We start from the raw sequence: 14,147 nt of genomic DNA, 5'->3' as shown, positions 1-14,147 counted from the left end.
CCATCGAAGGAGTGGACCGCATGAGGAACAAGACCATCGCACTGGCAGGCGCCGGCATCGTGGCCGCGTCGGCGCTCGCGCTCGGCGGGGCAGCCCTCGCCAGCGCGGATCAGGCAGGCAGCACCGGCACCTCGACGGGCGGTGCCTACGGGCAGCTCGGAGAAGGCGGCCCGGGCCTGAACGGAAACGGCAACGGCAACACGGATCCCCGCAAGCCCATGCGCTCCGACGAGAAGCTGCTCACGGGCGAGACCGCCGCCAAGGTGACGGCGGCAGCCAAGGCCAAGGAGCCGACCGCGACGATCGAGCGCGTCGAGACCGACTCGGATGGCGTCTACGAGGCGCACATGGTGCGCACCGACGGCACCCCACATCACGGTGCAGGTCGACGCCTCCTTCGCCGTCACGGCGGTCCAGGAGGGCGGATCGGGCGGACCGGGAGGCCGTGGCGGCGACCACGACGGCGACGGTCCCCAGAGCCAGCAGGGTGAGGTGCCCACCTCACCCGACGGCACCTCGACGACCACACCGTCGAGCACCTGAGCAGACCGGACGACCCGAGTCACCCGAACCGGACGGCCGGCCCTTATCGGGGCCGGCCGTCCTCGACCGGGGTTCGTCCTCGGCCGTGGTCCGTCCCGCGTGTCAGAGGTTGCCGAAGACCTCGAGCGTCGCCGACGACCGGTTCATCGTGATGAAGTGGATGCCGGGTGCACCCTCGTCGAGCAGGCGTCGTGACGACTCGGTGGCGATGGCCATGCCCTCGGCCCGCACGCCGACCGCGTCGTCCTCGTGGCGCTCGAGCCGGTCGGTGACCGAGGTCGGCATCGGCTGTCCGGCGAGCTGGGCCATGCGCGCCACCTGCCGGGCGTTCGTGATCGGCATGATCGCCGGGACGACCGGCAGCCGGGACCCGCGTCGCGCGAGCTCGTCGCGCAGCCGCAGGTAGTGGTCGACGTCGAAGACCATCTGGGTGATCGCGAACTCCGCGCCGGCCCGCTCCTTGCGGATCAGCGTCTCGGCGTCCTCCCTGGTGTCGCGCGACTCGGGGTGGCCGTCGGGGAACGCAGCGACACCGACCGTGAAGTCGCCGAGGCCGCGCACCAGTGCGACGAGCTCGTCCGCGTGGTCGAGGCCTTCGGGGTGGGCGACCCAGGGCTGGCCGAGGCCACCCTGGGGGTCGCCGCGCAGGGCGAGGATGTTGCGGACCCCGCCAGCGGCATACGAACCGACGATGCTGCGCAGCTCGGCGACGGAGTGGCCGACGCAGGTCAGGTGCGCCATGGGTGTCAGCGACGTCTCCTCGAGGACGCGCTGGGTCAGGCGCACGGTCCGGTCGCGGGTGCCGCCCCCGGCGCCGTAGGTGATCGACACGAAGCTCGGCGAGAGCTTCTCGAGGCGCCGGATGGCGTCCCAGAGCTGCGCCTCGGACGCGTCGTCCTTGGGCGGGAAGAACTCGAAGCTGAACGTCGGGGTGTCGGCCTCGATCATCGCCGGGATGGACCGCGTGAACCGCTCCGCCCGCGCCATCGAGGATGCCGTGCCGTGTGCCATGTCGCCACCCTAGGCCGAGCGCGTCCACGCTTGCGTGGGCTGTTCACGAGGCGGCCGTCCCGCCGCGTAGGCTGACCACGATTCCCGCGACTCGATGGAGGACCCCGTGCAGACCCCCACCGACCTCGACGTGCTGCGCCGTCGGGTGCAGCAGGCGATCGACGGGCAGATCGCCGGGGCCACGCAGTCGCTCGCCGCGATCGGCGACGAGACGGCCCCGCTCGTGTCGGCGGTGACGGGCCTGCTGACGGGTGGCAAGGGCCTGCGCGCCGGCTTCCTCTACTGGGGCTACCGCGCCGCCGGCGGCGCCGACTCGGACGCACTCGTGCGCCTCGCCGCGAGCATGGAGTTCTTCCAGGGCGCCGCGCTGCTCCACGACGACGTCATGGACCGCAGCGACACGAGACGGGGTATGCCGTCCGCCCACCGTGCCGTCGCCTCGCTGCACCAGCAGCGTGGCTGGGCCGGTGACCCCGACCGGTTCGGCGAGGGCACCGCGATCCTCGCCGGTGACCTGTGCCTGACCTGGTGCGACGAGCTGTATGCCACGTGCGGCCTGCCCGCTGCGGAGCTCGCGCGCGGACGTCAGCTTTTCGACTCGATGCGCACGCAGCTGATGGGCGGCCAGTTCCTCGACCTGCTCGAGTCGGCCCGCGGCTGGGACGGGCTCGACCTCGATGCCCGGATCGCCTCGGCTCGCAAGGTGATTCGGTTCAAGAGCGCGAAGTACACCATCGAGCACCCGCTGCTCATCGGGGCCCTGGTCGGTGGCGCTCCCGACGGCGCGCTCGCACCCCTGTCCGACTACGGCCTGGCCCTCGGTGAGGCGTTCCAGCTGCGCGACGACCTCCTCGGTGTCTTCGGTGACCCCGAGGCGACCGGCAAGCCGGCCGGCGACGACCTGCGCGAGGGCAAGCGCACGGTCCTCGTCGCGCATGCCCTGGACGCGGCGTCCGACTCCCAGCGCGAGATCGTCGAGAGCCTGCTCGGGCGCGACGACCTCGAGATCGGCGGCGTCGAGTCGATCCGCCAGGTGCTCGTCGACACAGGCTCCGTCGACCGGGTCGAGAGTCTGATCACCGCCCTCGCCGACGACGCCTTCCGGGCGCTCGACCGGGCCCGCGCCACCGACTCCTACGACGCCTCGGCGCTCGACGTGCTCGAGGCGCTCGTCGCGGTGTCGACGGCGCGCCGGTCCTGACGCGGACCGCACCACACGGCATACGCCCGTGGTGCGGTCACAGGTGCCCGAAGGGGTGCCGCCTCAGAAGGCGAGCTCCTGCGCCCGGCGGCGGATCTCCGTCTTGTAGCCGGCCAGCATCGCGTCGATGGGGGCGCCCTCGACGGGCAGCGTCGCGTCCGGGGTGTAGAGCCACGCGATGATCTCGTCGTCGCCCATGCCGCCGTCGGCGAGGACGGTGAAGGTTCCGCGGAGCTCGGGCCGAGGGCCGGTCTCGTCGAAGAACTTGGCCGGGACGGCAGTGACCCGGCGCTCGCCGATGCGAGCGGCCAGGACCTCGCGGTCGGCGATGAGCTGCCGCACGTGCGACAGGGACACGCCGATCCGCTCGGCGGCGTCGGGCACGGTCAGCCACTCCCCGACGAGGGACTCGAGGTCGGTCGCGTGGGGATGGGTGGACTCGTCGGACTGCGGTGCAGGGGTGTCGCTCACGGTGCAAGAGTCTGCCACCGTCTGCAACCGGCTCGCGCACCTGCCGGATCAGCGCATGGTCGGCGCATGGTCGGCGCGTGGTCGGCGCGTGGTCGGCGCGTGGTCGGCGCGTGGTCGGCGCCGGGTTGGCGCCGGGTTGGCGCCGGGTTGGCGCCGGGTCGGGGCGGGTCGGGGCCCGTCGGAGCGGGACCACCGAGGCGCTCAGTGCTCTCGAGCCGTGAATTACACGGGTGTATTTATACTTTAGTGCTCAATTGTGCGCTATCGTCACAGGCGCCACTCCGTTCACAAGCGTCCCACTGGGACGCCCAGCAACGTCTCCGCAGCTCCCGCGGACGCCAGACCATCGCCGAACTCGACCGCCCCTTCCGAACGCCCCTCCACGTTTCTCGAACTCAGCTCGGGCCCCAGGAAAGGACTCCACACCCCATGCCCTTCGCCGACGTCGCCGCGCTCGCGCTGCCTGCCCACTCCGCCGTCGCCCCCGTCGCCACGACGCCGTGGAAGACCGTCACGGTCCGCCCGGGTGACACGCTGTGGCACCTCGCCATCGCGCACCGCTCGACGATCTACGCGATCGTCGAGAAGAACAGGCTGAGTCGCGGCGGGTCCCTGATCCGTCCCGGGCAGAAGCTGCTCGTCCCCGGCCGGCCCGCCGGGGCCACGACGGCGCCCCTCCCGGCGAGGCCGACCGGGACACCGAGCACCAGTCCCACGAAGCCGTCGGCAGGCGACTCGGTCTACGTCGTGCGCTCGGGCGACACGATGAGCGGCATCGCGAAGCGCTTCGGCGTCTCCCTGACGAAGCTGCTGGCCTCGAACAGGATGAGCAGCACGACGGTCATCTACGTCGGCCAGAAGATCACCGTTCCCGGGACGGGATCCTCCGCCACGCCGAGCACCCCGTCGCCCGCGCCGACTCCCCCGCCCGGCTACCAGTACCCGAGCAAGACGGCGCAGGCCGTCGCCGAGAGCAAGGCGAAGCTCGCCGCCCAGGCCGTGCCGAGCCGCACCGAGACCTCGGCGATGATCCGCGCGACGGCCACCCGCAACGGTGTGGACCCCAAGCTGGCGCTCGCCATCGGCTGGCTCGAGTCCGGCTGGTACCAGCGTGCCGTGTCCTACACGGACGCGGTCGGCGTCATGCAGCTCATGCCCGTCTCCCAGACGTGGGCCTCGCAGCTCGCAGGCCGTTCGCTCGACCGCTACGACACGCAGGACAACATCACCGGTGGCGTCCTCATCATCCGCGCCCTGCTGACGAGCGCCGACTCCCGCGAGCAGGCCATCGCCGGCTACTACCAGGGCCTCTACTCGGTCCGGACCAAGGGCATGTACGAGGACACCAAGCGCTACGTGGCCAGCGTGCTCGCCACCTACGACCGCATGTGACCGGTCCTCCCGAGGTCAGCGGACGCCCGGCCGCCGCGGCTCGCCTGCGCGGGATGCCGAGGATCAGCCCGTAAACTTCGCCTGTGACGTCCAGCGTGGCGGACGCCCTCGTCGGTCGGGTGATCGACGGCAGGTACCGCATCCTCTCCCACCTCGCAGACGGAGGCATGGCCTCTGTCTACGTGGCGCTGGACGGACGCCTCGACCGGGAGGTGGCGCTGAAGATCATGCGCCCCGGGCTCGCCACCGACGACGTCTTCGTCGAACGTTTCCGCGCCGAGGCCCGGTCCGCAGCACGCCTGAACCACCCCAACGTCGTCGCCGTCTTCGACCAGGGCGAGGACGACGGCGAGGTCTTCCTGGCGATGGAGCTCATCGAGGGCAAGACGCTGCGCGACGTCATCCACGAGGAGGCGCCGCTCACCGCGCGCGAGTCCCTCGCCATCCTCGAGCCCATCCTGCTGGCTCTGCGGGCGGCCCACGCGGCCGGCATGATCCATCGCGACGTCAAGCCCGAGAACGTCATCGTGCGCCGCGACGGGGAGGTCAAGGTCGCCGACTTCGGGCTTGCCCGCGCGATCACCAACCAGGCCACGACGAGTCAGACCGGCGTCCTGCTGGGCACCGTGTCCTACCTCTCACCCGAACAGGTCGAGCGAGGCGTGGCCGACACGCGCAGCGACGTGTATGCCGCTGGCCTGCTGCTCTTCGAGATGCTCACCGGGCGCAAGGCCGTCACCGGCGGCACCCCGATCCAGATCGCGTACAACCACGTCCACGGTTCGATCGTCGCGCCCTCGACGCTGGTGCCCGCCGTCCCGACGGTGCTCGACGACCTCGTCGCCCGCGCGACCGCCGTCGAGCCCGACGACCGCTTCGAGTCCGCCACCGCCTTCGTCACCGCACTGCGCGAGGTCCGGCGCGGGCTGTCGGCGTCCGAGCTCGACCAGCGCGGCACCGGTCCGGACCCCGCCGGCTCCGCAGTGCTGGCGCCTACCTCCGCGACGGCACAGCTCTCCCCCGTGGATCGAGACCAGAGCGTCGAGGCGTCGGCCGTGCCCGAGCGGCAACGCACGCGCCCCAACGACGTCGGGCGCGCCGCCTTGGCAGGCCTGCCGGTCCACGACGACGGGCCTGCCCTCGAGCACACCGCGGCGATGCCGATCGAGCGACGCGGTGGCCGAGGCCGTCGGCGTCGTTGGCCGCTCTGGCTCGCAGCCGTCCTCATCGTGGGTGGGGCCTCGTTCGGCGGCTGGTGGTTCACGGCCGGCCCGGGCGGCTCGACCCTGGTGCCCGCCGTCGTCGGCGAGCAGCTCTCGCAGGCCGCAGGCGAGATGCGGCAGGCCTCCCTGTCGATGGAGACCGTCGAGGAGTTCTCCGAGGCCAGGGCCCAGGGCGTCGTGCTGCGCGTCGAGCCCGGCGCGGGCAGCGAGCTCGGCAAGGACTCGACGGTGCGCGTCGTCGTCTCGAAGGGCAAGGAGCGGTATGCCGTCCCGACCCTCGTGGGGGTCAAGGTCGGCGACACGGGAGCTGCCCTCTCCCCCCTGAATCTTCGGCTCGGAGAGAGGTCGCGGGCCTGGAGCGAGACGGTCCCCGAGGGCGTCGTCATCTCGCAGGACCCGGCCCCTGGCGAGTCCGTCAAGCGCAACACCGCGGTGTCGGTCGTCGTCTCCAAGGGGCGCCGGCCCATCGAGGTCCCCACCGTGACGGGCACACCGTTCGAGGCGGCCTCGGCAACCCTCACGAAGGCCGGACTCACGGTCCAGCGCGGCGACGACGTCAACAGCGACTCCGTGCCGGCCGGCCAGGTCGTCTCGCAGTCGCCCGACAAGGGCACCCTCCACCAGGGTGACCCGGTGAAGGTCGTCGTGTCGAAGGGCCCCGTCATGGTGCAGGTGCCCAACGTCGTCGACCAGCCGGACGCCGCGGCCGACAAGGCGCTCACCGACCTCGGCCTCAAGGTCGACAAGCAGTATCCCTTCGGCGACCTCTTCGAGAAGAAGGTCCGCGCCCAGGATCCCGCCGCCGGGACGTCGGTGCCCAAGGGCAGCACGATCAGCCTGACGATCGTCTGAGACCGCCCCGTGCAGCCCGCGGCGCAGACGCGCCTCGCCACTATCCTGCTGGTCGCCCTGACGGCGGTCTGGGGCTCGACGTTCTTCCTCATCCGTGACCTCGTCCAAGCCCTGCCTGCCATCGACTTCCTCGCGGTCCGCTTCTCCATCTCGGCCGTCATCATGCTCGTGCTCTTCTGGCGTCCCGTCCGTGCACTCAGCCGTCGACAGGTCCTCGTCGGGGCGGGTCTGGGCGCCCTCTACGGCCTGGCCCAGATCTTCCAGACGCAAGGGCTCGCGACGACACCCGCCTCCGTCTCCGGCTTCATCACCGGCAGCTACGTCGTCCTGACCCCGGTCTTCACCGCCGTGATCCTTCGTGAACGCGTGCCCGGATCCACTTGGGCGGCAATAGGACTCGCGACGTGTGGTCTCGCCCTGCTGTCCCTCAACGGTCTGACGGTCGGCGTGGGCGAGGCGATCACCCTGCTCGCCGCCGCCCTCTACGCGCTGCACATCGTCGGGCTGGGTCGCCACAGCGCGTCCGGGATCGCGACCGGCCTGTCCGTCGTCCAGATGGTCGTCATCGCGGTGCTCTGCCTCGTCGGAGCGCTCCCCGGAGGTCTCGTCCTGCCGAGCACGCCTCGACAGTGGGGCACGGTGCTGTACATGGTCGTCTTCGCGAGCATCCTGGCCCTGTGGGTCCAGACGTGGGCACAGGCGCACCTGCCTGCCACCCGGGCCGCCATCGTCATGACGCTCGAACCGGTGTTCGCGGCGTTCTTCGCCGTGACCCTCGGCGACGAGGCCGCGACGCTACGGATGGTCCTCGGCGGCGCCCTGGTGCTCACGGCCATGTATGCCGTCGAGCTCCTGGCGCGCAGGCGCCCCGGCGAGCTCCCCGCGGAGGCTCTGCACCACGAGGTCTGACCCCCCGACGCTCCCCACGGAACGAGGCCGGCGAGCTCTCGGGTCAGGCTGCCGGTGCCGATCGGAGCAGGCGCGTGAGCACGTCGACGGCGACGTCGGTGCCGGCGTCGTCCACGTCCAGGTGCCAGACGAGACGCACGGCACCGGGCCCCACGGCATACGTCCGGACGCCGTCGGCGAGAGCCGCGTCGACGAAGGCCGCGGAGGTCCATCCCATCGATGCCACGTCGACGATGACGATGTTGGTCTCGACCGTCGCGAGGTCGACGCAGCCGGGTGCGGCCTCGGCCATCGCCTCGGCCGCACGCCGCGCCCGGGCGTGGTCATCAGCGAGTCGTTCCACGTTGTGGTCGAGCGCGTAGAGCCCTGCAGCCGCGAGGATCCCGGCCTGACGCATGCCACCGCCGAAGCGCTTGCGCCAGATGCGCGACTCGGCCATGGCGTCGGCCGAGCCGACGAGAACGCTGCCGACCGGCGCGCCGAGCCCCTTGCTCAGGCAGATCGAGACGGTGTCGAACTCGCGGCCGTAGTCGTCCACCGGCACGCCCGAAGCGACGTGGGCGTTGAAGAGGCGCGCCCCGTCGAGGTGCATCGCGACGCCCCGGTCCCGCGTCACCTCACGCGCGCGGCGGATCTCGTCGAGGGACTGCACGGTGCCGCCACCGAAGTTGTGGGTGTTCTCGACGATCACGAGCGACGTGCAGACCTGGTAGGGGCCGACGCCGGTGACCATGAGCGACGCGGCGTCGTCGGCGCGGAACCGACCGCGCTCGGAGAGCCAGGTGCGCGAGGAGATGCCCGAGAGCACCGCTGCCGCGCCGAGCTCGGCCCTCACGACGTGGGCCAGGGAGTCACCGATGAGCTCCTCCCCCGGCCTCACGTGCAGCCGGACGCCGAGCTGGTTGGCCATCGAGCCCGACGGGGTGAAGAGCGCGGCCTCGTGGCCGAGCATCCCGGCGACGCGCTCCTCGAGGGCGCGCAACGTGGGGTCCTCGCCGAAGACGTCGTCGCCGACCTCGGCCCGCGCCATGGCCTGGCGCATCGCCTCGGTCGGCCGGGTCAGGGTGTCACTGAGCAGGTCCGCCGCGAACGGGCTCGGAGCGACCACCGATCAGGCCTGGCCGAGCATCTCGGCGACGAGGAACGCGAGCTCGAGCGACTGCTGGTGGTTCAGGCGCGGGTCGCACACCGACTCGTAGCGCTTCTCGAGGTCGGAGTCGATGATCTTCTCCGCGCCGCCCAGGCACTCGGTGACGTCGTTGCCGGTCAGCTCCACGTGGATGCCGCCGGGGATCGTGCCGAGGGACTGGTGCACCTCGAAGAAGCCGCGGACCTCCTCGACGATGTCCTCGAAGTCACGCGTCTTGTAACCCGACGGGCTCTCGAACGTGTTGCCGTGCATGGGGTCGCAGATCCACGTCACGGTCGCACCGGACGCCGTCACCTTGTCGACGAGGGCCGGCAGGGCGTCGCGGATCGTGCCGGCGCCCATCCGCGTGATGAAGGTGAGGCGGCCCGGCGTGCGGTTCGGGTCGACCTTGTCGATGAGGCGCAGCACCTCGTCGATGTCGGCCTTGGGCCCGAGCTTGACGCCGATGGGGTTGCTGATGCGCGACACGAAGTCGACGTGGGCGCCGTCGAGCTGGCGGGTGCGCTCGCCGACCCACACGAAGTGGCCCGAGGTGTCGTAGAGGCGGCCCGAGCGCGAGTCGATGCGCGTCAGCGGTCGTTCGTAGTCGAGCAGCAGGGCCTCGTGCGCGGCGTAGAACTCGACGGTGCGCATCGCGTCGAAGTCGGCGCCGCACGCCCACATGAAGCGCATCGCCTTGTCGATGTCCTTGGCGATCTTCTCGTACCGCTGGTTGGCCGAGTTGGCGACGAACCCGCGGTTCCAGTCGTGCACGTGGCGCAGGTCGGCGAATCCGCCTGTCGTGAAGGCGCGCACGAGGTTCAACGTCGCCGAGCTCGCGTGGTAGGCGCGGACGAGGCGCTGCGGGTCGGGGATCCGGGCGGTCTCGTGGAAGGCGAAGTCGTTGACCATGTCGCCACGGAACGCGGGAAGGGTGACGCCCTCGCGGGTCTCGACCGTCGAGCTGCGCGGCTTGGCGTACTGCCCGGCCATGCGCCCGATCTTGATGACCGGCACGGACGCGCCGTAGGTCAGGACCGCGGCCATCTGCAGGATCGTCTTGATGCGGTCGCGGATGTTGTCAGCGGTCGCGGACGCGAAGGTCTCGGCGCAGTCGCCGCCCTGGAGCACGAAGGCCTCGCCGACGGCTGCCTTGGCCATGCGGTCGGTGAGGATGTCGCACTCGCCGGCGAAGACGAGCGGCGGATACGAGGCGAGGGTCTCGATCACCTCGGCCAGCGCGGCCGTGTCGGGCCAGGCGGGTTGCTGCTGGGCCTCGAGCTCGGCGGCGGCAGCCGTGAGGGCGGCCAGGGCCTCGGACCCGTCAACGGGTTCGAGGCCGGCATCGGCGGTGACGGTCCTCGTGTTCACTCCGTCAGAGTAGACGCCGTGAGGGGCGGCTCCCGCACGGGTCCGCATCCCGAAACCTGCGTGACCCGGGCCGTCACCGACGACGTATGCCGTGTGGCCGCGGTGCGGGGCACCCCCGCGTCTCGTCGTGGCTGACGTCGTGGCTCGGGTCCGGCCTCAGGTCCGGCCTCAGGTCCGGCCTCAGGTCCGGCCTCAGGTCCGGCCTCAGGTCCGGCCTCAGAGGGGGCTCAGGTCGGGTCGGCGAGGTCGAGGCCGCGCTCCATGGCGAAGCGGACGAGCTCCACACGGTTGTGCATCTGGAGCTTGCCGAAGATGTTCTGCACGTGGTTCTGCACGGTGCGGTGCGAGAGGAAGAGCGTTGCTGCGATCTCCTTGTAGCCCATGCCCGTCGCGACGTACTTGAGGATCTCGGTCTCGCGGTCGGTGAGCTCCGGGATGGGTCGCTCTGCGCTGCCGCCACCAGCGGCCTTGACGCGTCGGAACTCTCCGAGCACCAGGCCCGCCAGGCCGGCGGTGAAGACCGGCTCGCCCGCCGCGGTGGCTCGCACCGCGGCGAGGAACTCCTCGCGGCCGGCCGACTTCACGAGGTAGCCGAGGGCGCCGGCTTTGACCGCGTCGAGGACGTCCTGGTGGTCTCCGCTCGCCGAGAGGATGAGGATCCGGGTCGGCACGTGCGCGGCGGCCAGTGCGGCGCACACCTCGGCGCCGGTGAGGCCGGGGAGATTGAGGTCGAGGACGAGGACGTCGGGCGTCGTGGCTCGGGTACGGGCCACCGCCGAGCGTCCGTCGTCCGCGGTCGCGAGGACCTCGAAACCCGCGTCGGCGAGGTCGCGAGCCACGGCATCGCGCCACATCGGGTGGTCGTCCGCCACGACGACCCGGATGTGCTCGGGCGGCGTGCTGCTCCCCTGCTGCGGCATGGCGTCCTCCTGTTCCGTCACGATGCTCCTCGTCCCTGGGCCCGGGCGCCCGCGCTGCTGTCGGCGTTGCGCTCCGGTTGGCGACCATGGTGTCGGCCGGCGAGGCGTGCCGTCCGGCGATTCGGGATCCGCAGCTCGACGGTCGTGCCGCCCGTCGGGCCGGACGTGACCGTCGCGGTGCCTCCGAGGTCGGTCAGCCGGCCGAGGATGCTCGAGGAGACGCCGAGGCGGCCCTGCGAGACGGCCTCCTCCAGCCGACCGTTCGGCACACCTCGCCCGGAGTCACGAATGGTCACGGCCACCTCGTCGCCGGCGTCGTCGAGCAGCACCCACGCGTGGGCGTCGTCACCGGCATGCTGGCGGACGTTGTCGAGGGCCGCCTCGACGGCGGCGACGACCTCGTCGGCCACCCGACGCGGCAGCAGCACGGCGTCGGCGGGCGACACGAGCTGCACCCCGTCGCCCTCGACGTGACGCAGCAGCCCCCGCAGGTCGGCGTCCCCGCTGACGGCGCGGCCCACCTCGGCGAGGTCGGTCTGGCTCACGAGCGTGCGCAGGATCCGCTCCTGCTCACCGGCCATCGCGCCGAGCCGGGCCGCCTCTCCCCCGAGGTCGCCGGCCCGACGGTTGATGAAGGCGAGCGTCTGGAGCACGCCGTCGTGGACGGTGCGCGCCAGACGGTCGCGCTCGGCGCGGGCGGCGTCGAGCCGCATCGCCTCGGCGAGCGCCGCATGGCTCGTGCGGGCGAGGTCGACGCAGTAGCCGATGCACCCGCCGAGCAGGAGCCCGAAGATCGAGTTGGTGATGGTGTTGGGGGTCGGCTCGACCACCTCGACGAAGGAGCACGCGGCGACGAGCGACGCGGCGGCGAGCCCACCACGCCAACCGCGCAGCACCGCGAACCCGACGACGGCGGCGGTCGGCCAGATCGACGGGATGGTCTTGGCACCCGCCGTGATGACCGCGGGGTCGTCGACGAGGCGCGTCGCGAGGATCGCGGAGCAGCCGATGGCGAGCTCGATCGTGTAGGCGCGCACCGTGCGCACCGGCCGCAGGGTCACCGCAAGTGTCCAGCCCGCGAGGACGCCGAGGACGGCGACGCCCAGGGCGAGGTGGGCGATCTGGTCGTGGCGCTCCCACGCGGCCCACGCGGCATACGCGAGGGCGAGCCAGCGGAAGACGTCGACGCCGCGCCAGAGGCCACGGACGATGGCGTGCTCGTCGTTCAGGACCGCGCTCGTCGACGCGGCGACAGCGGGCGTCGCCGCGTCGTCGGCCATGACGTCAGGACGCCGCCACGACGGGAGCATCGCCGTCGTCGCCGTCGTCGGCACTGCGGGACGACGTCTCGTCCCCGGACCGGTCGTCGTCCGCCGCCTCCGCGGAGCCGCCCACCGACGGACGGGCCCGGCCCTCGGCGGCATCGAGCGCCTCCTCGAGCTCGGGCGCGGCGCTGCCGGGCTTGGCGGCCTCCTGCAGCTCACGCGCCTTGGCCCGGGCGGCGGCCACGAGGCGGTCCTTCATCGAGGTGGCGTACATGTCGACGTACTCCTGCCCCGACAGGAGCATCAGCTCGTACATGATCTCGTCGGTGATCGAGCGCAGGACGAACCGGTCGTCCTCCATGCCCTCGTAGCGGGAGAAGTCGAGCGGCTTGCCGATCCGGACCCCGACGCGCATGATCCGCGGGATGACCTTGCCCGTGGGCTGCGCCTTGTCCGTGCCGATCATGGCGACCGGGATGACGGTGACCTTGCCCTCCAGCGCCATCCGGGCGACGCCGGTGCGGCCGCGGTAGAGGCGCCCGTCAGGCGAACGCGTGCCCTCGGGGTAGATGCCGAGCAGGTCACCGCGTCGCAGGACCTTCAGTCCGGAGTTCAGTGCGGCGTTGCTCGCCTTGCCCCCCGACCGGTCGACGGGCACCTGACCGATGGCCTTGAAGAACGCCGCGGTGAGGCGCCCCTTGACGCCGCGTCCGGTGAAGTAGTCGCTCTTCGCGAGGAAGGTCATCCGCCGCGGCACGACGAGCGGCAGGAAGATCGAGTCGGAGAAGGACAGGTGGTTGCTCGCGAAGATCGCGGCTCCCTCCTCGGGGATGTGCTCCTCCCCCTCCACCCACGGACGGAAGACGAGCCTCACGATCGGTCCGAGGACGATCGTCTTGAGGAACCAGTAGAACAACCGCGTCCGCCTTCCGTGTGTGACGGCTCGAACTCTACGACACTCGCGCCCGCCCGGCGGGGCATGCGAGGATCAGTGGGTTCAGTCGTCTCCTCCGAGGAGCCCCACCGTGACGGTCCTTCCCGACGCCGCAGCCGCTTCCGGTCTGCCCGCGCGACGGGTCCCGAGGCGCCGGTCGTGAGCGACCGCGACCTCGACGCGGAGTTCGCGCGCATCATCGCCGGGTGGGACGACGAGGCACCTGACCCGCTGCCCCGCGCGGCGACCGTCGACAGCACGGACGGTGCGGGCCCTGCTGACCCTGTCGACGCGGTCGATGCGGTCGACGGCACCCCGAGCGCCTTGGCCACCGAGGGCGAAGGTGCGGCGCAGCCCGAGCAGCCCGAGCAGCCCGAGCCCGCGCCCGACCAGGCCGGCCCTGGCAGCGCGAGCGGTCCCGCCGGCCCCGCCGGCCCGTCGAGTCCGCCCAGCGCGTCCGGTCTGCTGGAGCTGCCGATCGCGCCGACGACCTCGCACGCGTGGCGTGGCAGCACCCCCCTCCGTGATGACGCCGGCGACGTCGTGGACGACGGCGAGCACTTCGTCCCGCCGTCGGAGATCGACCTCCCCTCGGCCGAGACCGACCCGATGTTCTGGGCCATCGTGGGTGGCCTCGTCGGCGGTCCCCTCCTGCTGCTCTATGTCCTCTTCTTCGACCGCGACGGCAGCGGCTGGTGGGTCGTGACGGCCCTGACGATGATCGTCGTCGGTTTCGTGCTCCTCGTCCTGCGCGGTGGCAACGAGCGCGACCCGTTCGACGACGGCACCCGCCTCTAGCTGTACTGACCGGGCACGTTGGTTGAGGGAATGCGACTTCGCGTTGTGAGCTGATGACATGGGAGGGCCTCCCGCGGTGGAGTGGAACTGCTCAAGGTTCACTTCGCCAAACAGGAGGCCCTCATGTC

13 protein-coding genes are annotated in these 14,147 nt (G+C 71.6%); 6 read left to right on the top strand and 7 right to left on the bottom strand.

Features of this window, described 5'->3' with window-relative positions; translation table 11 throughout:
• The first annotated feature begins 20 nt into the window (after positions 1-20).
• Positions 21-491, top strand: coding sequence for a hypothetical protein (locus ABD831_RS19280; protein ID WP_344950601.1), 471 nt, complete (start codon positions 21-23; stop codon positions 489-491).
• A gap of 154 nt (positions 492-645) precedes the next feature.
• Here the strand turns inward: ABD831_RS19280 and metF are convergent, their stop codons facing one another.
• The gene (gene metF, locus ABD831_RS19275; protein WP_344950598.1) at positions 646-1,554 is read right to left on the bottom strand and encodes a methylenetetrahydrofolate reductase [NAD(P)H]; all 909 of its coding nucleotides are present in this window, start codon (positions 1,552-1,554) and stop codon (positions 646-648) included.
• Positions 1,555-1,660: 106 nt separating this feature from the next.
• Between metF and ABD831_RS19270 the strand changes: the two genes are divergently transcribed.
• Positions 1,661-2,755, top strand: a complete 1,095-nt coding sequence (locus tag ABD831_RS19270; RefSeq protein WP_344950596.1) for a polyprenyl synthetase family protein — start codon at positions 1,661-1,663, stop codon at positions 2,753-2,755.
• Between the two features lie 63 nt (positions 2,756-2,818).
• On the opposite strand, the gene ABD831_RS19265 is transcribed toward ABD831_RS19270, so the two are convergent.
• On the bottom strand, positions 2,819-3,226 hold the full coding sequence (locus ABD831_RS19265; RefSeq protein ID WP_344950593.1) for an Rv2175c family DNA-binding protein: 408 nt from the start codon (positions 3,224-3,226) through the stop codon (positions 2,819-2,821).
• 429 nt (positions 3,227-3,655) lie between these two features.
• Here ABD831_RS19265 and ABD831_RS19260 point away from each other — a divergent pair, with 429 nt between their 5' ends.
• The 3 genes from ABD831_RS19260 (at position 3,656) to ABD831_RS19250 (ending at position 7,602) form a co-directional block, all read left to right on the top strand.
• Positions 3,656-4,618, top strand: a complete 963-nt coding sequence (locus ABD831_RS19260; RefSeq protein ID WP_344950590.1) for a LysM peptidoglycan-binding domain-containing protein — start codon at positions 3,656-3,658, stop codon at positions 4,616-4,618.
• Positions 4,619-4,701: 83 nt separating this feature from the next.
• Entirely contained in the window at positions 4,702-6,693 is a 1,992-nt protein-coding gene (gene pknB / locus ABD831_RS19255) for a Stk1 family PASTA domain-containing Ser/Thr kinase (RefSeq protein WP_344950587.1), read from the top strand.
• Between the two features lie 9 nt (positions 6,694-6,702).
• Positions 6,703-7,602, top strand: coding sequence for a DMT family transporter (locus ABD831_RS19250; RefSeq protein WP_344950583.1), 900 nt, complete (start codon positions 6,703-6,705; stop codon positions 7,600-7,602).
• Between the two features lie 43 nt (positions 7,603-7,645).
• Here the strand turns inward: ABD831_RS19250 and ABD831_RS19245 are convergent, their stop codons facing one another.
• The 5 genes from ABD831_RS19245 to ABD831_RS19225 all read right to left on the bottom strand — a co-directional run bounded on the left by ABD831_RS19245 (position 7,646) and on the right by ABD831_RS19225 (position 13,203).
• Positions 7,646-8,710, bottom strand: coding sequence for a threonine aldolase family protein (locus ABD831_RS19245; RefSeq protein WP_344950580.1), 1,065 nt, complete (start codon positions 8,708-8,710; stop codon positions 7,646-7,648).
• A gap of 3 nt (positions 8,711-8,713) precedes the next feature.
• A complete protein-coding gene (locus ABD831_RS19240) occupies positions 8,714-10,150 on the bottom strand; it encodes a class II 3-deoxy-7-phosphoheptulonate synthase (protein ID WP_344950577.1) in 1,437 nt (478 codons plus the stop codon).
• Positions 10,151-10,329: 179 nt separating this feature from the next.
• The gene (locus tag ABD831_RS19235) at positions 10,330-11,043 is read right to left on the bottom strand and encodes a response regulator (protein WP_425582856.1); all 714 of its coding nucleotides are present in this window, start codon (positions 11,041-11,043) and stop codon (positions 10,330-10,332) included.
• A complete protein-coding gene (gene macS, locus ABD831_RS19230) occupies positions 11,040-12,356 on the bottom strand; it encodes a MacS family sensor histidine kinase (RefSeq protein ID WP_344950574.1) in 1,317 nt (438 codons plus the stop codon). The genes ABD831_RS19235 and macS overlap by 4 nt, the downstream gene beginning before the upstream one ends.
• Positions 12,307-13,203: a lysophospholipid acyltransferase family protein gene (locus tag ABD831_RS19225; protein ID WP_344950571.1), complete on the bottom strand. Its 897-nt coding sequence runs from the start codon at positions 13,201-13,203 to the stop codon at positions 12,307-12,309. Before ABD831_RS19225 ends, macS begins: the two co-directional genes overlap by 50 nt.
• Positions 13,204-13,380: 177 nt before the next feature.
• Between ABD831_RS19225 and ABD831_RS19220 the strand changes: the two genes are divergently transcribed.
• On the top strand, positions 13,381-14,019 hold the full coding sequence (locus ABD831_RS19220; protein WP_344950568.1) for a hypothetical protein: 639 nt from the start codon (positions 13,381-13,383) through the stop codon (positions 14,017-14,019).
• Positions 14,020-14,147 lie beyond the last annotated feature (128 nt).

Origin of the sequence: Terrabacter ginsenosidimutans, assembly GCF_039539425.1 — a bacterium.
GTDB classification, from domain to species: domain Bacteria; phylum Actinomycetota; class Actinomycetes; order Actinomycetales; family Dermatophilaceae; genus Terrabacter; species Terrabacter ginsenosidimutans.
This window is presented reverse-complemented; position numbering and strand designations above follow the sequence as displayed.

Coding starts and splice junctions, on each gene's coding strand:
- ABD831_RS19240 (WP_344950577.1), bottom strand. CDS start 10,150: ATGCGGACCCGTGCGGGAGCCGCCCCTCACGGCGTCTACTCTGACGGA.
- ABD831_RS19260 (WP_344950590.1), top strand. CDS start 3,656: ATGCCCTTCGCCGACGTCGCCGCGCTCGCGCTGCCTGCCCACTCCGCC.
- ABD831_RS19280 (WP_344950601.1), top strand. CDS start 21: ATGAGGAACAAGACCATCGCACTGGCAGGCGCCGGCATCGTGGCCGCG.
- metF (WP_344950598.1), bottom strand. CDS start 1,554: ATGGCACACGGCACGGCATCCTCGATGGCGCGGGCGGAGCGGTTCACG.